Here is a 21,446-nt window from a genome sequence, read left to right on the forward strand (position 1 = left end):
GCTGAGTTCCACGCTTGACCACTGCAATGGTGGCCTTTAGAATGAGCCGTATTTTGCGCCCACTGGGAGGGTCGATTTGCAGTCGCCCCGCGGCCGTGGCGTCACGCTCAGATCGGTTCTGATCGGTCTGATCCTGATGGCTGTGAACGTCTACTGGGTGACCATCGTCGAGGTGCGATGGTACTCGCTGGACGGCTCGTGCCTGCCCCTCTTTATCACCCCGGTCTTCCTGCTCTTCTGTCTCGCGGTGCTCAACCTCATTCTGATGCGTTTCTGGCCGCGACTGGCCTTCAATCAGTCCGAACTGCTCGTGACGTATTTGATGGTGGTCATCTCCGAGACGTTGGCCGGCCACGATTTTGTGCAGAATCTGTTCGGAGTGATCGGGCATCCGTTCCGCTTCGCAACGCCCGAGAACAAGTGGGAGGACCTGTTCCTGCAGTATGTGCCCGACTGGCTGACGGTCTCCGACGAGGTGGCGCTCCGGGGTCTGTATGAGGGCGACGAAAGCTGGCTCAGCCCGGCGATGTACAGGCCGTTCCTGCCTGCCCTCATTGCCTGGGGCGGCTTCCTGCTTGTGCTGATCTTCGTAATGCTGTGCATCAACGTCCTGGTGCGCAAACCGTGGACGGAGCACGAAAAGCTGTCCTACCCGCTGATCGTCCTGCCCCTGGAGTTGACTCGTGGACAGGAGACCGCCCGGTTCTTCCGCAACCGTCTTATGTGGGCCGGGCTTGGCGTCGCTTTCGTGATCGACCTGGTGAACGGCTGTTCAGCCATCTGGCCGCAGATCCCGGAGATCAAGTACATCAAGCTATACGAACTGTCCCAGCACTGGCCGTTCCGTCCGTGGAATGCGACGGGCTCCACTCGCCTGGGCATGTACCCCTTCGCTATCGGCCTGGCCTTCTTCCTGCCATCCGACCTGAGTTTTTCCTGCTGGTTCTTCTATGTCATCTCCAAGCTGGAACGGGTCCTCGGCGCGACGATGGGCTGGGAGCTGGTGAAGGGCTTTCCGTATTTGAACGAGCAGGCAGCAGGGGCCTGGGTCGGCCTGGGCCTCATCGCGATAATCGCTACGAAGTCCCACCTTTTCGAGGTCTGGCGGCATGTGATGGGCCACAAGACCACCTTGAATGACGCGGATGAGCCCATGAGCTACCGGACGGCCCTGGTCGGAATTGCCGTGGGGATTTCCGCTCTGGGGGTCTTCTGTAGCTATGCGGGCATGTCCCTGGGCACGATCATCGGCTTCTTCGCTATCTTCTACCTGCTTTCAGTGGCGATTACTCGGGTGCGCGCGGAACTGGGCACACCTCATGAGATCTACTTCGTGAATCCCCACCGAGTGATGGTCCAGGTGGCAGGCGTGGGCGCCTTCACCATTCGCGATCTGACGGCGTTGTCCGCGACCTACTGGTTCAATCGCGGCTATCGCTGCCACCCCATGCCGTGCCAACTTGAGGCCTTCAAGATGAGCGAGTTCGTGGACCTGGACCGCAAGTGGCTGGCTCGGGCCATCATGATCGCCACCATCGCGGCCATCGTGCTCAGCTACTGGGCTAACCTGCATATCACCATGCGCGAGGGCGCTTCGGCACGGTGTCAGGGCTTCAAGTCGTGGGTGGGCTGGGAGACTTACAACCGACTTGCGGGCTGGCTGCAGACGCCGGAGCCCACCAACTACCAGGCCATTGCGTTCATGGTTATCGGCGGGGCGATCGTGTTCGCACTCAAGTCGCTCAGGTATCGCTACACTGGGCTTCCTCTCCACCCGGCGGGATACGCGCTGGCCATTTCCTTCGCGATGGACTACTTCTGGTTTGCGTTCTTCGTAAGCTGGCTGGTGAAGACTGTCATCCTGCGTTACGGAGGGCAGAAAGCTCATCGGAACGGGATCTGGTTTTTCCTGGGGCTCCTTCTGGGCGACTACGTTTTCGGCTCGATCTGGGCCATTATCGGGCCGGCCTTTGGCATCCGCAACTACAAGATATTCATCTGACACCTCCCTCCGACAGCACCTCACACCTGTGCTTTCGCTTGAGATTGCATTGAGAAAGCGCACGGGCCAGATGGGAGAGCACCCAAGACGTGGTTTCGCGGACATGCCGTCGCCAATGGGCGCGCTCCGCTGCGCGGGTATGCCGTTCTTCCAGGGGCCGTTGGGCGGTCTTCGGGCGCAGATGTCCAAGTGTTGCGGCCCACTTCGCGGGCCTTACCCCCGGGCTCATGGTGTCTGGCCCGCTTCGCGAGCTGTGAGGTTACGGCAGTGCCCCTTTTTGATGCCGGATGGAGCCGAAGAAGGGGACGAAGCCCCGGCGCGACCGAATCCAGCTGCTTTCGGGGGACGCATCCGGAACCTTCCGTGGTTTGACAGGTGACCTGTGCGATGCTATAGTACCCATGCCCGGGGTGTGCGCGCTGCTGTTTGTTCAATAACCGGCGTGCGGCCGTTTTACTGGATACCTGTCCGCAGGTTCGAACCACCGACGGGGAAGCCCACAGCATGCAAAGCAATACGCCCCGTTTTGACGTACGGGACTACTTCCGCATCATACAGAAGCGGAAGTGGTTCATCATCCTCGTTGGTCTGGCCGCCATGCTCATCGGCGGCCTGTACGCTATCAGCTACCCCAAGAGTTACCGTGCCACTGCCCTGATTCTCGTGCAGCAGCGCCAGGCCGGCGTTGTCTGGCTGACCCCGTCCGATGGCAGGGGACGCGGTGGCGGCGACGAGGGCACTATCGCGCTCGAGACCCAGGCCAGCATGATCATGGGAAACCAGCTGGCGGAGAGAGTCGCGGCCGCGCTCAAGGAAAAGCGCTCCGGCGAGCGGGTTCTCACCGACGCTCAGGAAGTGCAGTCGTCGCTCACGGCCTCCACCATGCAGCCTGACCGCATCCGCATCGAGGCGGAGGCGCCCATCGAGCGCAATGCCATCGCTTTCGCGCGGGAAGCTGCGGACCAGTTCGTCATCATGAACACCGAGTTCAAGCGCGCCCAGGACAGGAAGGCCCGCGAATACCTGGAGGAGCAGCTCGAACGAACCCAGGAAGGCCTCGCGCAGATCTCGGAACAAATCATGGAGTTCCAGAACCGGACCGGCGTCTACACGGACGACGCCGGCGCGGCATCGGCCGTGGAGGCGATGAACCGTTATCAGGCGGCGCGCGCTGATGCATTGGCTGAACTCGCCGCGGTGGAGGCTCAGCTGCAGCTTGCTGAGAACATGTTGTCCCAGGCGAAATCTGGACAGAACAAGACCCAGACAGTCCCGAACCCGACAATGAGTGTGCTGCAGAACCAGCTGATCACCGCGGAGGTGACGCTGGCGGAACTCAAGACGCGCTACACTGATTCCCACCCTGCGATTAGTGAAGCAAAGGCTCGCGTCACGGCTCTTCGGGATCAGATCAAGACCACTCCGCCAACCATTGAGGTCCCATATGGCATGATGGGGACCGAGTCCGCGACGCTGGCGGAGCGTCGCGACAGTCTCCTTGCCCAGCGCGTGGAACTCCAGGCGCGTATCCGGGCCATTGAGAACGTGGAGCGGCAGGTGAACGCGCAGGCAGCGGGGATCCCGGCAAAGCAGGCGGCGCTCAATCAGCTCCGGGCGCGCAGCGATCTATTGCGGCAGACCCACGAGCGAATACTGGAGGAGTTGGAGAACCGGCGCCTGTCGGAAGAGGCCAAAAGTGGGACGGCGATGGTCTTCGACAGCCCGACCCGCGCGGTCAGCACCAGCCCGTCTGTAAGTCGCGGCCTCCTGTTCGCCGGTGTCCTTGGCCTAGTCGCAGGCATCGCTCTTGCCCTGGTGCTGGAGGCCCTGGACGATACAATTCACACCCCCGAGGATATCACGCGCGACATCGACATCAACTTCCTGGGCATGGTTCCCCTGCTGGACACGGGAGTCAACGAGCTGATCACCATCTCGGCACCGAAAAGCCCACCAGCCGAAGCATACCGGACCCTGCGCTCCAACATCAACTTCAGCCTGCTTGAGGACCCGGCGAGCATGTTCCTGGTCACCAGCGCGGGCAGCGGAGAAGGCAAGACCGTCACGGCGTCGAATATTGCGGTAGTGTTCGCCCAGGCGGGCCAGAGTGTGATCGTGGTGGATACCGACCTGCGCCGGCCCACCTTGCACCGACTGCTACACGGGGATTCCTCGCGCGGTCTGACCAACATTCTCGTGGGCGAGGCGAGCATTGAGGACGTGCTTCAGGATACGCATGTTGAGGGCCTGAAGCTCATCTCCAGCGGTCCCCTTCCACCCAACCCCGCGGAGATGCTGGACTCCGATCCAATGCGGCGGTTGATCCAGGACCTCAAGGAGTACGCCGACATTGTCATCTTCGACTCACCGCCTGCGATCGTTCTCACGGACGCGGTGGTGCTGTCTTCCAAGGTGGAGAGGACGATTCTGGTCGCGGAGGCCGGACAGGTCACCAAGGAAGCCTTCGGGGAGGCCGTGCGGCTCATCCGGAATGCTCGCGGCAACTTGCTCGGCGTGGTGTTGAATAAGCTGCGACTGAGCGCCAGCGACTACTACTATTACTACTACTATTACGATTACAGCCACGAGAGTCCGCGGGTGATCGCTCCTCCGGGGGCGGATACCGAGGTGTGATCTCGTGGCCCGGCAGCCACGGTGCTGCGTAGAGACCAACCAACTGCGACCGGCTCTTGAAGGGAGCCGGTCGCAGTTCGCGTACCTGACGGCCGTCCAGATGCCCCGCTCATTGGCGAAGCCCCTGACCGTCGCGGCACTCATTGTCTGCGCTTGCGGCCTTCACGCCTCCGAACGTGAGTCGGCAGTGACCCTTGATCCGTCCGGCCAGTCCTGGCGAGTGGTCATCACCGGCGGCGAGTACGACGCTGCCGGGTGTCTGCGGAATGCCGGTGTTTCCGTGTGCAGCATGTGCGGCGAGAGTGTCTGGTCTGAGTTTCCCCTGTCTCTGCACCCCTGGATGGTGCGTTCGGGGCGGTTCGCCGGACAGCGGGTCGTCCTGATCGGGGTGCGCAAGCCCGCGGTTTTCGACCCTGTGGAGCGTGTGCGGCCCTTCCTCTATTCGGTGGAGCCTGGGGGGCAAGGACTGCGTAAGGTCTGGCTGGGGACCAGTCTGTCGCGGCCCTTTGAGGATGCCGACTTCGGAGATCTGGATGGGCAGGGTGAGGACGAACTGGTGGCAGTCGAACGCACTCTTGTCGGTGGCTGGGAATTGGGGGCCTATCGTTGGCGCAGTTTCGGGGTCGAGGGCATTGCGCGCTCACATGGAATTGCGCGACCGGAGGCTCTTCGCTGCTCGGACGTTTGGCCAGGAGCCGGGGAAGAGGTCGTGGTCCTGTCTCGGAGCGGCCCGCGATGGCGCTTCGAAGCCTTCGCGCTGGTCGCAGGGGGCCTGGTTCCGGTCTCCTCAGTGGCGGCAACGGTCACACGGGACGACGTCAGTTGGGAACTCCTCACCGGCGACGGCGAGAGGCCGGGAGCGGTGCGCCTCTCAAGGCCGGGACTCAGTCGGGACCTGTCGTTCCGTCCGATCTCCAACAACCAGAACTGAAGGACGCCCCGCGGGTGTTGCCGGGGCGTCGCGTCTGTGCGAGGGTGTTACGCGAGACTACGGGACGATGAAACTCCCGGTCCATTCCGGCATGGGCGGCGCGGTTCCCTCGCGCAGCATCTTCAGCCACTTCTCATCGGTGAGACGGTCGCTGACGGGCCATTTGAACTCGTGGTAGCTCATGACACCACCTTTGGCTACCTGCAGCCCTCCAGCGGGGTGCGGGGTAATCACGTAGATGCGGTAAGCCCACCCCGGCCCGACCTCGAGGCACTGGCCAAAGCTGGTGTGGATATCGGCGATGGTGGCGATGTTCCGGTCGGCCTCGCTGGTGATCTCGAACCACCGCATGTACGGGTTGTCGGCTGCCACCTGGACCGTGAGCCGCTCGAGCTCCCCTCCGAAGTATTGAATACGCCAGTAGTCGTCCTTGCTGAGGGGGATGTTCCGCAAGTGCCTTTCGGCGCACTCCTTCAGGAACATGAGCATCCCGCCGAACTCATCGCAGTTGGCTTCGATGCGCTCCGTGAGCAGGCCGTGCTCTTTGAGACCGTCCCGGAGCAGGCGCGCGAGGTAGCCCAGTCTCCCGAAGGTCAGCGGATACGGCTCGACGTATCCCTGCACCGCCTTCGGCTCGTCCCCACCCATCTCTGCGCCTGACGGCTTCCCATAAAGGATGGTGTCATGCCGCAACTGCGCCCAGCTTCCCAGGCTGGTAACGAGTTCTTTGTCCAGCCAGGCGACGCTGCGCATGAAGGTCGGATAGCCCTCGCCGGTGGGGGCAAGAAGTGGTTTGAGCGCGTGGAGCCATCCGTAGTAGGTGTTCTGCCACCAGTCGGTTTCTGGGAGCGCGGCGAACTCGTTGCAGACTTTGGTGAGCTGGTCGGTGTATCCCTCGAAGCGCCCCTGTTTGAGCTGGCCCAGGAGCAGGTCTTCGGCCCGTGTGGACCCGAGCACTGCCATGACATCGAGACCCATCGGGAAATAGCGCTGATTGCCCTCATCGTCGCCTCCGACCAGCGGGTATACCAGTTGCTGCAGCGCATAGGAATCCGGAATGAACCGCTGGCCCATGAACCGGAACTGGCGGCCCTGTGGCGGCGGGTGCAGTACCGTTTCCAGGTTTCCCTGTTCGTCGGCCTGCTGGAAGGCCGGTGCGATGCGCGGAGCGGGAAGTACCGCTCTGGCGCGGCGGATGAACTCGTCCAGGAGCACCGGGTCGCCGAGGTTGTCCAGCTTCGGGCCGAAAACATCCACGGCGATGGGCTCGTAGTCGCGCCAGGTCAGGTCATCGGCAGTGCCCACGAGATACGCGGTCGGCTCATAGATGCGCTCCCAGAGGCTGCGGGCCCAGTCGTTGCTCCGCAGAATCCGGGTTATCAGCAGGGCCTGGGCGCAGTGCCGGCGGATCAGGTCCGGGTTGTCCTTCGGCTGATCCAGCTCCAACGCGGTCAGCCCGTACCACATCATGGCCATGAAGTACTTGGTGAGCTCAGGACTGCGGGTGTAGTGGCCGCGGGGGATAAACTGGTCATAGTGAACCGTGCGCTCGAACAAGGGGGACATGGAGCGTCCGCCGGCGCTCTTGATCAAAGCCAGCTCCTGCTCGGCCATGCCCGTTGCCGGCGGGAAGGGCTGGTTGCCCACGGTGGGCTCCTTCCCGGTGAGCAAGTTGCGGGCGACCATGAAATAGGCGAGATTTCGCAGCGCGGCGTCCCGTATGATGCCGTCCGTGTTGGCGAGATTGCTCAGGCTCTGCCCCGTGCAGAACTGGGTTAGCTCAGTGCAGAGGGTCAGCAGCTTCTCCTGCTCGATGGTCCGCAGGGCGAAGTCAAACAGGACGTGATAGGCCTGAAGCACGGAGTCGACTGTGATGAAGTTAGGGATCGGGCCGAGTTCGGAGTCTTCGCCATATTCCTCGTACAGGAGGAACATCTGCTCCGCGTCGTCAGGGACGACCACGAAGCCCTTCCTGGCCAGCGCCGCCAGTTGGGCGTCGCTGAGACCGGTGATCTTCTCCATGTGGCGTACGCCGGACAGGTCTGCCGGTATCTGGTAGGCATCGACTGACGGCTGCACGTTGGACTCGTACTGGGCAGGGATGGCGAAGGCCAGCCGGACGGTGGTTGCCAGCAGCAGTGCAATGCAGATTCGCACGGGAAACGCCCCCTGTGTGGATGTGCGGCGATGTCTGCGGTGTGTGGCTCCTTATTCGCCGTCGCGGTTCGGGTTTCCTGCGCGCATTGTGCGGGCCCTGCCGGCCACCACGGCCGGCCTGCGCTTGACGCTGGAGTCGCTTCGTGGCTAATATGGGTTACGGCACAGCAGCAGATCACCGCACCCACACCGGAGGCCGCGCATGCGTCTGCGCGCACTGTTGCACCTGTCACCGCTTCTTGTGGCCCTTCTGCTCACTTCCGCGTGGGCCGCGGTGGCGCAGACTCAGGTCCGTCCGGCCGCAGAACCGGGTGGCACGATCCCCCCGATCATTTACAAGCGTGGTGAGCGGCCCCCGGACTCGCAGTACCTCAAACTCACCCTTCCGGGCACCGGCTTCGGTGTGGATGAGCGCGGGCTGGTGGACCCGGGCGGCGCGAGCCACCTGAACATCCCTCTCGGGTACACGCTGGCATCGGGTCAGTTCGTGGGCAGTCTATGGGGCCTGGATACCGGTGACGAGTGGTCGGGGGTCGGAAGCGCGACAATCGGCCTCAGCAGCCCCGAACGCGGCATATCCCTGACCCTCTCGGGTTCGGATCGCGGCGGATCGGACGCCTTCAGCGGCCACGTGCAGGCCCAGCTCTGGCCGGAGACCCGGCACATCCCTGCGGTCTCGGCGGGCGTTTTCGACGCCTTCGACCACTACGAACGCAGCTACTACCTTGCGGCCACAAAGCGCCTGGGAAGAGTGCACCCCAAGCGAGTGACTTTCGGCGCCACGTCGCCTTCGTGGCCACCGGGCCCGTCTGCTCCGAAGGTGGAGGACCCGCGGACCTGGGGTGCTCTTGCGTTCCTGGCACAGGGCGCTGGGTCGGCGGAGAGCGGCGACGCGCCCGATCGGATTGACGTCCCTTTCAGCGAGTATCCCGCTATTCTTGATGGCATGATTGGTCGCGAATGGGAGGACGCCGCGCTGGTGCGGCTGGCCCTGCCCAACTCCGAGTTCCTGATCGTCGGTCTGAAGCGCGACGCTGCAGCGCTTTATTGCGTACTGGCGGTTCCGTCGACAAGGGGTATTCCCGACGGTTCGCGGGCCGAGATATGTTTTGAGATCCCGCGCGCGGGTGCGGATACGCTCGGGGAGACACATCGACAGTTCGCGCTTGTCTGGAATGCGCGCAAGCAGACTGCGCGGCAGCTGTTCGGCGGCCTGAAGCGCGGCCAGTGGACGGAGTGGGACTGTCCGCCTCCCGCAGAGGGTCAGCCGCGGTCGTATGAAGGTGCGGTATCCAACGCCGGTGACGGCGCCTGGCGTTTCCCGGTGTTTGAGTTTTCGATTCCCCTGGATCAGCTGGGCCCGGATGCCGACGCGGCGCCGCTGGGTTTCTGCGCGCTGGTGAATCTGCCCGGAACACAAGCGCCCGGCGTGCTCCAATCCGGGCCGGAATACCGCGTCCAGTGGCCATTTGGGCGTGGGTCATACCAGCAGAATGCGTCCGAGCAGGTGTTCGCGCGCCGCCCGGATCTCTGGGGACAGGTGCTGTTCGATAATCGGAGGGTTCGAGGCGATCGCCTACACGCGGTCGCCACCGATACGCCGCCGACTGAAGATGGGTTGTTGGCGGACGGCGAATGGGCGAGTGCCGACAGAGTTGAACGCGAGGTGGCACCCGGTGTCACCCAGACGGTCTACCTGCAGCGCAGCCGGGACTTCCTGCACCTGGCTTCGGCGTGGCAGGTGTCCGCGGGTGAGTGGCAGGATCAGGTTGTGGACATCATGGTTGATCCACTCGGGGACCAGGGCATCTGGCCACGAAGTGACGACCGCCTGCTGCGGGTAAGCCTGACGAAGGACGGCCGGGCACTGGAGAGCCTTTTCTGGCATCCACGGCGGAAAGCATGGGTGCCGGCGGACCAGTTGCCACCGCTGCCGTATGGAATGGAGCACGCCGCCGTCAAACCGGTGCCCTTCGAGGCTCAGGGCGCGGTTCACGCCGGCACTGACGGGGTTCGGAGCGTGGTGGAAGCCCGGATACCCCTGGCGGCATTGGGCATCGATGTTGACAGCGCCCCCAACCAGATCGTCGGGCTTGCCGTGGAGACCCGCGTGACGGCAATCCCGGCCAATCTTATCAGCCCGGGGAGCCTGGTGGAGAAAGACAGCGGCAAGAGCACCTTCGTCACCGCCGGCTGGGGTTCAGGCGCTTTCGACGATCACCTGTTCTACGGCGTGTCGCACCCCATCGGCAGCTATCGGGGCATCGCGGAATACGACGGTGATGCGGTGAACGTGGGCTTCACGGGAGCTCTTGACCGGGACAACAAGCTGCGCTTCACCCTGGGCTGGAGCGAGCCGGATGATGTGGAGGGTACGCCAATTCTAGGGGCGAGCTGGAACACGGACTTCTGATCCTTGTTGACACTTGACCTGCTTGAGTACAGGCGCCCGGTTCTGGTGACCGGGCGCTTTTCCTTGCTGGGGGCCACTGGGTTCTGCGGCTACTCTTCCTCTTCGCCGCGCCAGGACCCCTGGGTCTGGCAGGCCTTGAGACAGCCCTCGAGAATGCACGTGAAATGCTTCTGGATCGGGTCCTTCTGTGCGAGCCCCTCCATGATGTGCTCGACGGTCACCTTCCCCACCGGGGGACGGACATCGGTGCTCTGGCCTCCCCACTTGGGGCCCTCATCACCAACGAGCGCATACCGCTTGGCGAACTCGCACCGCAGGCGATCCCACCGGGCGATGGCTCCCTCGTACTGCCCGCAGCCCACCACAACCGTCTCGTCGTCGTTCAGCGCCATGACCGGGCAAGCTTCGATACAGGGCGCCTCACACTGTGCGCAGGGCCAGTCGTCGGCATCCAGCGGTTTGTCGGTGGGAAGTGGAGCGTCGGTGACCACGGCGATAAAGCGCTGGGTAACGCCATATTCCGGTGTGATCGGGGCGCCGTGCAGGCCGATGGTCGCCAGACCTGCGGCGGTTGCGGCGAAGCGGTTGCCCAGGGCGTCCGGCTGAAGCCCGCGGGGATTTGCGACGAGGCTGCCGGAGCCTGACAGGTCGGTGGTGATGGCGGCCTTGTAACCCATCTCCTCCAGTCGCCGGGCCGCTTTCACCGCCATGTACCGCAGCCAGCGATTCACCTGGTATGTGGCGTAGGAGTACGGGCCGACTGCCTGCGCCGGGGGTTCAGCGGCGCGCTCCAGGTTACCGAAGGGGAAATGGTAGCCGATGACCAGGACGCTCTTGGCGCCCTTGAGGTGATCGCGCACCCGCATGAGTCGGGCGCTCTCATTGGGACGGCTCTCGGGCTTCGCGGGACCGTGCATGGGTCCGGCGTCTACGACGTTGACCTTGAGTTCGGCCTCATCGATGAAGGACGCATACTGGTCGATGAGCCGGTCCACGCATGCGGGGTCAGCCACCCCCACCATGTCCGCGCCTTCATCCAGAAGAATCGCCTCCAGACTCAGCCGCGCTTCCTCCATATCCGACGGGCGCTCCGGCTTGACCGGGTGTACGCGCTTTCCCGGTTGCAGATAGGCACCGGTGGCGAGGCATGCCCATTGTACGCGGGTCCCGAATGCTTCGGTCTCGGCGCGATTCTTGTCGTTCATGCGCAGCGCCAGCCCCGATGCCATAACCGCCTTGCCCAGGTCGATATCATGCCCCGGAACCGCCGAGTAGCCCACGCTCTCCAGATAGCGGCAGGCATCCAGCTGCATGAATCCCAGCCAGTCCGACAGCGTGGAGGCCACGAGGCCCACCGGGGTCGCGCTGTCTGCGGTCGACCCGGGACTCTGCAGTGACGCGGGGAAGCGGCATGCGAATACCACCAGAGAATTGGCGTCGGGCAGGTGCCGGCGCACAGCGAGACCGAGCTTGTCCCACTCATGGGGCCCGCAGACCGCCGCCATATCCGCTTCGTGGTCGAACAGGATGCGGTAGACGTTTTCGGTGGCATGTCTGTCGGGGCATGCAGGGCGCCTCGCGGTCTGCCAGTCGGGGTCAATCCCGACTCTCCTGCGCCGGAACGGGCGGCAGAAGTCGGGGTCTTCTAGCCGCAGGTGTGGGGGCAGGCAAAAGCGCAGACACGAGCCTTCGGTGCCTCCACGGCGGCCGTGGATCGCGAGGTGCTCCAGGATGGTCTCCTCGGTAACTGCTTCGGGTGTCTCCAGGTCGATGCTCAGGCCGAAATGCTCGGCCCACGCGCAGCGCCACTTGTTCTTGTTAGCGTAGCGGAAGGTCTTGCCGCCAATCTCAACCTCGACCTCGGGCCCCAACTCCTGATCAAGCGCACCCATCGGGCACCACTTGACGCACTGCATGCACCGGTCGCAGAGTGGGTCACCGTCATACATGGGGGATGGTTCGAGGTCGGCGTCGGTGACGAGGCAGCACAGGCGCTGGCGCGGCCCGTATTCCGGCGACAAGAACAGCCCGCTGTAGCCGATCTGTCCAAGCCCGGCGGCGGTGGCAGCGTGGATGTCAGAAAGGTCCGGCGCGAAGCTTGCTTCCACCTCCTGGTAAGGGCGAAAGCGCCATACATTGGTGGCGGGTATCGCTACCACATTGTACCCCTGCTCCTCGATGAACCGCGCCACCTGGAAGGAGATGCATTCCAGCTTGGTGTTCATGGTGCCCTGGATGTTGTATGGCCCACCGTGATGGGGCTGGTTCTCCCCATTCTCTTCGCCACCCAGTTCCACCGCGGCGTCCGGGTGGTGGATGCCGATGACGAACACGCACCGCGCCCCCGGTAGGTGCCCCTCGGGTGACATCATCAATGGCGCGTTCTTGTAGCGCGCTGACGGAGCAACGCCGACCAGATCAGCGCCCAGTTCCAAGGCCATCGCCTTCACGGCATCGGTGAGGGCAACATCGGGCATATCGGTTCACCTCGTGGTGTGTGGGGCAGTTGCGAGTATCATCATCGGTGTGGGTGCGCAAAGTCCTGCGGGTGTTGGCCGGCCAACGAGCGTCCGAGGGCTGTGAGAGCGATGACGATGAAGACAACGCCCTCGGTAGGCAGCACGGCGAGGTTACCCGCGTCCAGGTATCGGCAGATGGCCAGCGCCGCGTGGCGGCTGACTGGCGGGCAAGTCTCGCAGGTGAGGATGGCGTCGGCGATCTCCCGGGCGGCGGTCGCGAAGCGCCCGGTTTCGTCATTTGCAAGGGCTTCGGCAGCGGATCTTGCCGCACGGGCGATTGCCGGTCTGAGCTCCGCCGGGCACCGCCTGGGAGAGCGCAAGAGCCGGACGATGCGCTGCATCATGGTTTCCCCCAGGGCCGCGCGCTGCAGGTCATCAGCGTTGGCGAGCCGGTAAAAGTGGTTCTTCTCGCCCAGCACCCGGCCTACGCCGTTGAGCACCTGCATGCGGACCACCGGCTGGTGCAGACGGGGAAGTCCCGCGAGGATGGGCTCCACCAGCTCCAGTTCCTCGCGGTGGGTCGCGGCTTCCACGAGAGTGGGGAAGAGGTCGCGGTCGAAGGGGCCCTGAAGCGCTTCAAGGAGTGTGCGGGATGCCTCGGGATCGCTGATCTCTCCCAGGGCCATGGCCGCGCTGGTCCGGACGCGCAGGTCGGGGTCCTGAAGTGCGCGCAGCAGCTTGGCTGAAGCGGACACGTCTCCAATCTTTCCCAGCGCCTCGGCGGCCTGTGAGCGGATGTCGGATTCCTCGTCTTCCAGGGCTTCGAGCAGGGGGTCCACCGCCTCCCGGAAATGCCCTTCGCCCAGACCTCGCGCGGCTTCCGCACGGACCTCGGGGCTCATATGGCCCAGGGCTTTCACCAGAGGTGTCACGGCGAGTGGCGTCCCGGACCGCCCGAGATCCCGAATCGCCCGCGCTCGTCGGCTGTCTTCCTTGCTTACGCTGTACAGCGCGAAATTGTAGGCGAAGCTCAGCAGGTTGCCCCGGAATTGTCCGAGGAGATAAAGAGGCGAGGTAGCTTCGGACTCCACGAGCAGCGCGGAAATGATAATGGGCAAAATGAAGACGCATCCGGCGAGACCGAAGATGATCTGGATTGACGTGAACTCCAGTCCGGCAATCTCCATCGTTGCGGGAAGGTGATTGCGCAGGTAGCCGCCCACGAAGGGTCCCGCAGCAGACGCAAGAGCGGACATGCCTGTCCAGTTCGCCCAGTAGGGACTATTGTCCTGGCCCTGGGGGACGATCTTGTACAGCAGGCTGCTGATCGCCACCGACAGGCCGGAGATGGACAGGCCATTGAGGACGCAGGCGATGGGAACGACCCAGCTGCAGTTCTCGGCGGTGGTGAAGACCCACAAGAGCGGTACCGCCATGCCCGGTACAATGAGCAGCTGCGCGAGGGGCTTGGAGCCGTAGCGCTGTGCCAGCGGGCCAAAGGACAGGTATCCCGCGACCATGCAGAAGAGGGTGATATTGGTGTAGATGGCGATCCGGCTGTACGTCATGTCCAGGTAATTGAGCATGTAGATGGCGTAGAAGGCGCCGGCCAGAGACATGCCAACGGTCCAGGACGATGCGAAAATCGCGAGCCGGGTGAAGCCGGGAGTACGCCATGGCTCGGCGAAGCTGCGCAGAAAGCTGCCGCCCTCTTCCACTTCCATGCGCGGCATGGGGGTCACGAGCAGCAGCCAGTAACCCGCGAGGCCGGCGATCCAGCCCACGATGAAAACGAGTGAGAAGCCGCGGAGGCCCGGCACGCGGTCTACCCATTGGCTAGCCGCGTACAGGTAGATCATGGAAGTCACCGTCAGGATGAACATGCGGCGCCCGGTGTACGTGGCCCGCACGGCTTCGGGCAGCACATTGCTCAGCCATGAGCTGAACATGGGGCTGACTGTGTGGCCGATGAGATAAGCGGTGACCAGAAGGGCGCTGACCCCGATGAACCGCAGTTCGGGCGGCGCCAGGGCGAGAAGCACCACGCAACTGGCCGCAGTTATCTCCAGGTGCCCCATGGTGACCATGAACAACCGGCGATTGCGAATGCGGCGGGTCACGTAGAAGCTGAGCATCTGCGAAACGCCAGCGAGCGAGGAGAGGCTCACGAGGAACGCGATCTGCGCTTCCTGAAGGCCGATCTCGGATGCGAACCCCGTGAACAGCGACCCGGCCACCGTAGCGTTCGGTCCGTAGATGGACCAGAGCGCACCGCAGAGCACGAAATGCCGCAGAGCGTGAGCAATCTTCTGTTGCGACAGCTTCTGGCTTTCCATTGTCCTCGTCGCGTTGTGCATGTCAGTGTCGCAGGTTCGTCAGCAACGAAAACGAAAGCCACCTCGGGATTTCGAAGTGGCGTCGGTTGGCGGGCTGCGGGGATTGCGCCCGACGGGTGGAACAGTAGCCCCTGCCCCGCCCTGTGTCAATATGCACCATTGGGCTAATCGGGAGGGAGGACTCCGGCTGTAAGCTGTCTAACTACCGTGACACGATACATCCAGAGGGGAGCAGGCAATGACCGGTCACTGGCTGAGGCTGAACAAGCTGTTTTCCGAAGGCAAGCGTGCCGTGGTGGTTGCGGTTGATCATGGCGAGTTTTTCGGGCCCACGCCCGGAATCATCGACCTTCCCCGGGTGATCTCTGCCGTCGAGGCAGCCGACAGCATCCTGCTGTCACCCGGCATGATGGCCCACTGCGGCAGCGTTTTCAGCCGGCGCGGGGCGCCCCTGGCCATGGTGAGGCTCAACTGGAGCACGGTCTTCTGTGAGCAATGGGACTACGACCGCGCACGCACCGCTCCGGTGGTCACTCCACTGGAAGCTCTTGCCATGGGCGCGGATATCTGCCTGGCATCACTCACGCTCACCACTGTTGACGAGACCCAGGACGCCCGAAATGTCGAGATATTCGCGCAGATCGCATCGCAGAAACGGGACTGCGGGATTCCCCTTGTGGGGGAGTACTATCCGGCGGCGGTGGGAAGGCTCTCGCCGGATGAACTCCATCAGCGGGTCTATGTGGCCTGTCGGGTGCTGGCGGAACTCGGCGCTGACGCGATCAAGACCTTCTACACGGGGGAGCGGTTCGCGGAAGTGGTTGAGTCTGTGCCGATCCCCGTCCTGGCGCTCGGGGCCGAGAAGTTGCCCACAGCAGCGGATGCGTTGAAGCTCGCGCACAATGCGGTGATCGCCGGCGCCCGCGGAGTAGTCTTCGGGCGCAATGTCATCCAGGCGTCAGATCCGGCCCTGTTCCTCCAGGGCCTGAAGATGGTGGTCAAAGAGGGTGCGACACCCACCGAAGCGGTGACAGGCCTTGGGCTCGATTGAGCCGCGTCGGTTTGCTCATTCCGTCTGTTGCTGCACCTCACCGGTCATTGGAACGAACATTACCGGGAATACGCCCCTGCTCTCGAGCTTGCCGTTGCGTTTGGTGAGCAGGCGCAGCTCCTGGCCCCAGTCGGTGCCTACCGGGATCACCATCCGCCCACCTTCCCTGAGTTGTTCCACCAGCGGCTTCGGCACCTTTTCCGGGGCGCAGGTCACCATGATCCCGTCGAAAGGCGCGTGTTCGGGCCAACCTCGGTAACCATCCCCGATACGCACTTCGACCCTCTCCACGCCCAGACGCTTCAGGGTTTCGCGGGCTCTGTTGCCCAAATCGGGCACGATTTCAATGGTGTACACCCGCTTGCACAGGGTCGCCAGCACCGCAGCCTGGTACCCGGAACCGGTGCCGATCTCAAGAACCACGCTGTCCGGGCGAGGCTCGATCAGTTCGGTCATCACCGCAACGATCGAGGGCGCGGAGATGGTCTGATCGTGGCCAATGGGCAGCGGGTGGTCGGCGTAGGCGTAACCCCACAGTTCCCGGGGGACATACTCGTGACGGGGCACCGTGCGCATCGCCTCGATGATGCGCTCTGTCTTCAGGAACCCCTGAGCGATCAGGTCATCCACCATGCGTTCACGCGCGGCCTCGAGGGAGGCCGGGTCCGTGGGCGCTGGAGCATCATGCTCGAGCTGGGCACGGGCGCAACCGGCCGCCGAGAGGGCAAGCCAGACCAACGCCAAGGCTCCCGAAATACCCATGTGGTTGGAACAGGCCCGGCGCATGGCCATCACCTCCTGAGCACTCTCCGTGTCCATGCGCTTACTATCTTCTTCGCGATCTTCACTCCGACTCCTGCCAAGACTTCTGCGACGTGGCGGAGAGTTAGGAAGGTTTGGGAGCGTGGGGCGTTGAAACTATCGTGGCATTGACCGGATCGGCAAGGCCGCCTGGGTGTGCAAAGCAAACCCGGTACCGTCGGTCTCCTGGAGATGCATGTCAACCGCGTGTGTGGCCGGCGTTCGGTGCCCGCGGTGTTGGCGCCGGGCCGTGTGCTGTGGGCCGCAGGATTGGGCCACAAGCCCCGCGAGGGCGGCTGGACCCGGTGCGTGGAGAACGGCCTGCCGCCCCCATTCGCGGACACAATGTGCATCGCGGGGCGGCAATCCGGGGGGCTTCCGCACCCGGCTACAGGCTGTCGCTTGCTCGACGGGCTGTAAGCCAACGCGATATGCGCAAGGAGACCAGCGCTGATGATCGGGCCCCCTCCGCGGGCTGTGGAGAAGGGGCTTAGGGCGAAGGGCATGCTGAACGCGAAGTCGGCTTCAGCCGGCACGCATCCTGCAAGAATGTTGCTCCTGGACGCGCAGCAGGCTACCTTGGGGAGCGTGCGGATTGCACTCTACTGAGTCATCTCGCACCAGCGGTCGCAAAGGGGTATTGGCGGCGTTTGCGTCCACGAGCTATGAATATTGTGGGTCTGAATCTGTGGCCGGACATCGCTGATGGGCTGACTGGATGGAAAGGCGAGACGGGTCGGGTAGCGGCCGTACAATGCAGACAAGGATAGATCTGCGCCCGGCGGATGGACCGGGCATCCATAATACCAGGGAGTGAAGCCGATGTCGTCGGAGCTCGCGATCAACGGGGGACCCAAGACCCGGGAAAAACCGTGGCCGACCACGGGCAACGCCTCGGGCCGTCTGTTCGGACAGGAAGAGATAGAACTGCTGACCGAGGTGATCCAGTCGGGCAACCTGTTCCGCTACGGCGGGAAGATGGTAGACCAGTTCGAGCAGGAGTACGCCGCGACTGTCGGCATCAAGCACTGCGTTGCGGTGACCTCGGGCAGCGCGGCAATCCATTCCGCAGTGGCGGCGCTGCAGCTTGAGGTCGGCGACGAGATTATCACCACCACGGTCACTGACATCGGATCGGTCATGGGCATATTGTGGTGCAACCAGATCCCGATCTTCGCCGACGTGGACCGGCGGACCATGATCATGCGCCCGGACGCAATCGAGGCGCAGATTACCGACCGGACCCGGGCGATCATCGTGGTCCACCTGTTCGGACAGCCCGCGCCCATGGACGAGATCATGGCAATCGCCGAGAAACACAACCTCTACGTGATCGAAGACTGCGCCCAGGCTCACGGCGCGGAGTTCGACGGCAAGCCAGTCAGCACCATGGGGCACCTGGGCTGTTTCTCGCTCCAGCAGAGCAAGCAGATGACCACCGGTGACGGCGGTATGGTCGTCGGGAATGATGACGAACTGATGAACCGCGTCCGGATGTTCCACGACAAGTACTATGAGCGCGGCGGCGAAATGCGCGGCTACACGCGGTTGGGCATCTGTTACCGGATGAACGAGCTCACCGGCGCTGTTGCCCTCGCGCAGACCCGGAAGCTGCCGGAGATCCTGCGGCGCCGCAGGACTTCGGCAAATGCGTTGCTGGAGAAGATCAGCACGATCCCGGGGATCAAGCCGCCGTGGATTCACCCTCTCGCAAACCACGCATGGTGGATGTTCTCCTTCCAGATTGATGAGGATGTGCTCAAGTGTGACCTGCCCACCTTCCGGTCGGCGATCCAGGCTGAAGGGCTTCCCTTCAGCACCGGCTATGCGGGCGGCATCCCGATCTGCATGTACCCGGTCTTCCAGGAACACAGCGCTTACGGCAGCGGCAGCTTCCCCTGGGAGCCGCCGTACGGCCGCAAGGTAGAGTACAAACCCGAGGACTACCCGGACACCTACTGGGCCCAGGCGAACACCTTCATCACCAGCTGGAATGAGGGCTTCACCGAGGAGGACGTGGACGATATCTATCGCGGCCTGAAGAAGGTTGCGGAAGCCTACAGCTGACCCCAGTAACTAGCGCAAAGCGGATGGACGAAGGCGGACGGCCGATGCGCGATTACCGTCGGCCTTCCTTCGCGTGGGGCGGGCGTCTCGCCCGCCGGCCGTTCGCCTTCGGTCGTCTGTGCCCTATGCCGTCAGCGGGACAGGCGATCCTGCCTGTCGCCGTTTGCCCGTCCCAGCCCGCGCTGAAGCACGGGGCTATGGGCCTTCGGCCGTGGGTCCTCCCGGATGAACAGGGCGTTCGTACCCAATGCGCTGTTACTCAATGTGTGACCTGCGAACCGGGTACAGGCACCCATCTCTCAGACTGCGGCGAGACGGGATGCCAGTCCCCGGTTCGCCGCACAACAAATGGCGGCGCCTACCGCAGTATCAGCGGGAGATTGGCGTTCACCAGTTTCGCTCGTTCCGCGAAGTCGGTCCACACCTCGTCGCGCACATTCACCCACCCAATGTTGTGGCATTCGCCGCCGTCCTTGCCGCCATCGAAACGCCCCGTGGCCGGCTCGTCGATGTATTCGAACCAGTGTGCACCGATGAAGTTGGGAAGCGCGAAGCCATCTGCAAGATAGTCCTGGTAGGCATCACCGCGTTCAGCCTGGGTGGCGAAAATGCCCTCCACTTGCCGGAAGGGAAGGCCCGCATCCTCCGCCTGGAAGTGGAACTCCCCGGCGATCCAGGGCTTGTCCGTGTCGACTGCCCCGTTCATCACGGGCCTGCGAGGGCTCAGGCCGTAGATGGTGGCGCTCACCACGTCATTGTAGCGGCTCTCAGCTCGGATGACCTCCGCCGGGGCGCCCTGGGAGTGGCGCGCGCCCAGAAGCAGGTGGTTGGGGTCGTTTCGGCGGATCGCTTCGGATGTGAGGCGAAAGTACCGGTCGGCGAAGAGATCAAGAAACGCAGATGCGTCCTTGCGCGCTCCGGGCTTGTTGGGCAGCTTCTCGCCGTTTTCGCGGATGGCGCCGAAGCCGGCCCAATCGGTGCCCCAGGCGGCGTTGAGGGCCTCGATATTCCCATACCGGGCCGCCAGGAAGTCCACCCAGGCCGCCTTTGCCGCAAGGCCTTCTGGCGCGGCGTGAATGCAGCTCACGAGGTTCATCCCATTCTGCCAGTCGCCATACCAGCCCATTTCGTTCGCCGTGAACCAACCGATGAGAAACGGGTCATCCTTCGCCTTCGAGGCGCCGCGTGAGTTGGCCTCCACAGCGCGTTCGAAAGCAGGGGCGAACACATCCGGCACGTTGAGGTACCCATCGCGGGTCGGGATCTTCGGCGTGTCGCCCCATCCTGCCGCGAAGTTCACATACGCAATGCCCATACTGCCCGACCAGGCAGCCGCGGTGTTGATCCGCCAGTCCGCGAGGCGCCGACGGGTCTCGGCTTCCCAGTGTTTGCGCCAGTCCGCGCCGAACTTGAGGATCAGGCCGCGCACATAGGGGCTAAAGACCAGCCCGGTTCCCGGTTCGAGCCCGTAAGCCTCATAGCCGTAGGGCGGATCCCAGGCATCCCTGAAGCGTGGGTCGTCCTTCTCCGCGATGACATCCGCGAACAGATGCTCGCGTTTCGATACCCGCGTGTATGAGTCCCCAAGGCTGATGACGCAGATGCCGACGGACAGCATCGGGTGACCGTCCGGCGTGACCAACACCTGTCGGTCTCCGAGCCTGTCCAGCCTGAAGAAACCGGTCGCGGGAAGTTGGATGTCCATCCGGCCCCCGTAGCGGTCGAGAGACGGCAAGGCCGCCGAAGCATCAGTGTCACTCTCTGCGCGCACGGCGCGGGACTTGCGCCCGCCCCGGAGCAGTTCATCTACTGCGACGACGCAGTAGACGTACTGCGTCCCCGGCTGCGCGGAAATGTCCACGAAGCGGTTCACCGGGAAGCGCGCGATGCGCCGTTCGGTTTCGCCACGGGCGCGGCGGAAGATGTCGTAGCACCGGGCGCCAGGCACTTCGGTCCAGTGGAGCGCTACCCCGTCCGATACTCCGCGGGCCGAGAGTTCCGGAGCGGCCAGGCGCGGGAGACTGACCAGGCGGATACTCGAGAACCGCACTGGCAGCGGCTCGTTGGGGCTATAGGCCAGAAACCAGAAACGCTCCACCCGGGTCACGTCGATGGCCGTCCCACACCAGGCGCCCTCGTCTTTCCCATGGATCATGTTGAGAATGGGGATGCGTATCTCCGTCCACACTCCCGGCGGAATCCTGCGTGCCGGTTTGTGGGCCTTGCCGTGGGAGTCTTCTATGCCCACCTCGATCGTTGCCGCGTGCGGGCCATCATTGCGCAGGCCCACCACCAGGAAGGCTGCGCGAGACCAGTCTTGCACTTCGGGCAACTCGTACCGCGCGCTGGGCCAGTCGCTCACGGGCTTGAAAAGCAGGCGCAACGCCTTGTCGCCCGGGGCGGGCCCGTCGCCGATGCTGACCTCACTGTCACCCGAGGTGAAAGCGGTGATGACCGTCTCATCCGAAAGATCACAGACGGGAGTGTCCGCGTAGCCCAGGGACATGAAGGATGTGGCGAGCACGACTGCTGTCAGCAAAGACATGAAAGGGCCTCCAGTTCTCTCTGCGGGTCACTGAGCGGCAGCAGGCGCGG

Annotated in this window: 11 protein-coding genes; 6 read left to right on the forward strand and 5 right to left on the reverse strand. The window is 63.7% G+C overall.

Going from position 1 to position 21,446, the window contains the following annotated elements; all coding sequences use genetic code 11:
• The first annotated feature begins 76 nt into the window (after nucleotides 1-76).
• The 3 genes from HPY44_18250 (at nucleotide 77) to HPY44_18260 (ending at nucleotide 5,567) form a co-directional block, all read left to right on the forward strand.
• Complete coding sequence (locus HPY44_18250; protein ID NSW57950.1) at nucleotides 77-2,002, forward strand: hypothetical protein; 1,926 nt, start codon at nucleotides 77-79, stop codon at nucleotides 2,000-2,002.
• Nucleotides 2,003-2,506: 504 nt separating this feature from the next.
• Nucleotides 2,507-4,636 carry a polysaccharide biosynthesis tyrosine autokinase gene (locus tag HPY44_18255; GenBank protein NSW57951.1) on the forward strand — a complete coding sequence of 710 codons (2,130 nt, stop codon included), beginning with the start codon at nucleotides 2,507-2,509 and terminating at the stop codon, nucleotides 4,634-4,636.
• Between the two features lie 100 nt (nucleotides 4,637-4,736).
• Nucleotides 4,737-5,567 carry a hypothetical protein gene (locus HPY44_18260; protein NSW57952.1) on the forward strand — a complete coding sequence of 277 codons (831 nt, stop codon included), beginning with the start codon at nucleotides 4,737-4,739 and terminating at the stop codon, nucleotides 5,565-5,567.
• A gap of 57 nt (nucleotides 5,568-5,624) precedes the next feature.
• Here HPY44_18260 and HPY44_18265 read toward each other — a convergent pair whose 3' ends face one another.
• Nucleotides 5,625-7,724, reverse strand: a complete 2,100-nt coding sequence (locus tag HPY44_18265; protein NSW57953.1) for a DUF3160 domain-containing protein — start codon at nucleotides 7,722-7,724, stop codon at nucleotides 5,625-5,627.
• 202 nt (nucleotides 7,725-7,926) lie between these two features.
• Between HPY44_18265 and HPY44_18270 the strand changes: the two genes are divergently transcribed.
• Nucleotides 7,927-10,137, forward strand: a complete 2,211-nt coding sequence (locus HPY44_18270) for a hypothetical protein (protein ID NSW57954.1) — start codon at nucleotides 7,927-7,929, stop codon at nucleotides 10,135-10,137.
• Nucleotides 10,138-10,226: 89 nt separating this feature from the next.
• Here HPY44_18270 and HPY44_18275 read toward each other — a convergent pair whose 3' ends face one another.
• Together HPY44_18275 and HPY44_18280 are read right to left on the reverse strand one after the other, a co-directional pair.
• Nucleotides 10,227-12,614, reverse strand: a complete 2,388-nt coding sequence (locus HPY44_18275) for a hypothetical protein (protein ID NSW57955.1) — start codon at nucleotides 12,612-12,614, stop codon at nucleotides 10,227-10,229.
• Between the two features lie 41 nt (nucleotides 12,615-12,655).
• Nucleotides 12,656-14,932, reverse strand: a complete 2,277-nt coding sequence (locus HPY44_18280; protein ID NSW57956.1) for a HEAT repeat domain-containing protein — start codon at nucleotides 14,930-14,932, stop codon at nucleotides 12,656-12,658.
• A 238-nt stretch (nucleotides 14,933-15,170) separates the two neighbouring features.
• On the opposite strand from HPY44_18280, the gene HPY44_18285 reads away from it, so the two are divergent.
• Nucleotides 15,171-15,983, forward strand: a complete 813-nt coding sequence (locus HPY44_18285) for a hypothetical protein (GenBank protein ID NSW57957.1) — start codon at nucleotides 15,171-15,173, stop codon at nucleotides 15,981-15,983.
• Between the two features lie 15 nt (nucleotides 15,984-15,998).
• Here HPY44_18285 and HPY44_18290 read toward each other — a convergent pair whose 3' ends face one another.
• Nucleotides 15,999-16,745: a protein-L-isoaspartate(D-aspartate) O-methyltransferase gene (locus HPY44_18290; protein ID NSW57958.1), complete on the reverse strand. Its 747-nt coding sequence runs from the start codon at nucleotides 16,743-16,745 to the stop codon at nucleotides 15,999-16,001.
• A gap of 861 nt (nucleotides 16,746-17,606) precedes the next feature.
• Here HPY44_18290 and HPY44_18295 point away from each other — a divergent pair.
• Entirely contained in the window at nucleotides 17,607-18,851 is a 1,245-nt protein-coding gene (locus HPY44_18295; GenBank protein NSW57959.1) for a DegT/DnrJ/EryC1/StrS family aminotransferase, read from the forward strand.
• A gap of 358 nt (nucleotides 18,852-19,209) precedes the next feature.
• Here the strand turns inward: HPY44_18295 and HPY44_18300 are convergent, their stop codons facing one another.
• The gene (locus tag HPY44_18300) at nucleotides 19,210-21,396 is read right to left on the reverse strand and encodes a hypothetical protein (protein ID NSW57960.1); all 2,187 of its coding nucleotides are present in this window, start codon (nucleotides 21,394-21,396) and stop codon (nucleotides 19,210-19,212) included.
• Between the last annotated feature and the right edge of the window lie 50 nt (nucleotides 21,397-21,446).

Source organism: Armatimonadota bacterium, assembly GCA_013314775.1.
Taxonomy (GTDB): domain Bacteria; phylum Armatimonadota; class Zipacnadia; order Zipacnadales; family JABUFB01; genus JABUFB01.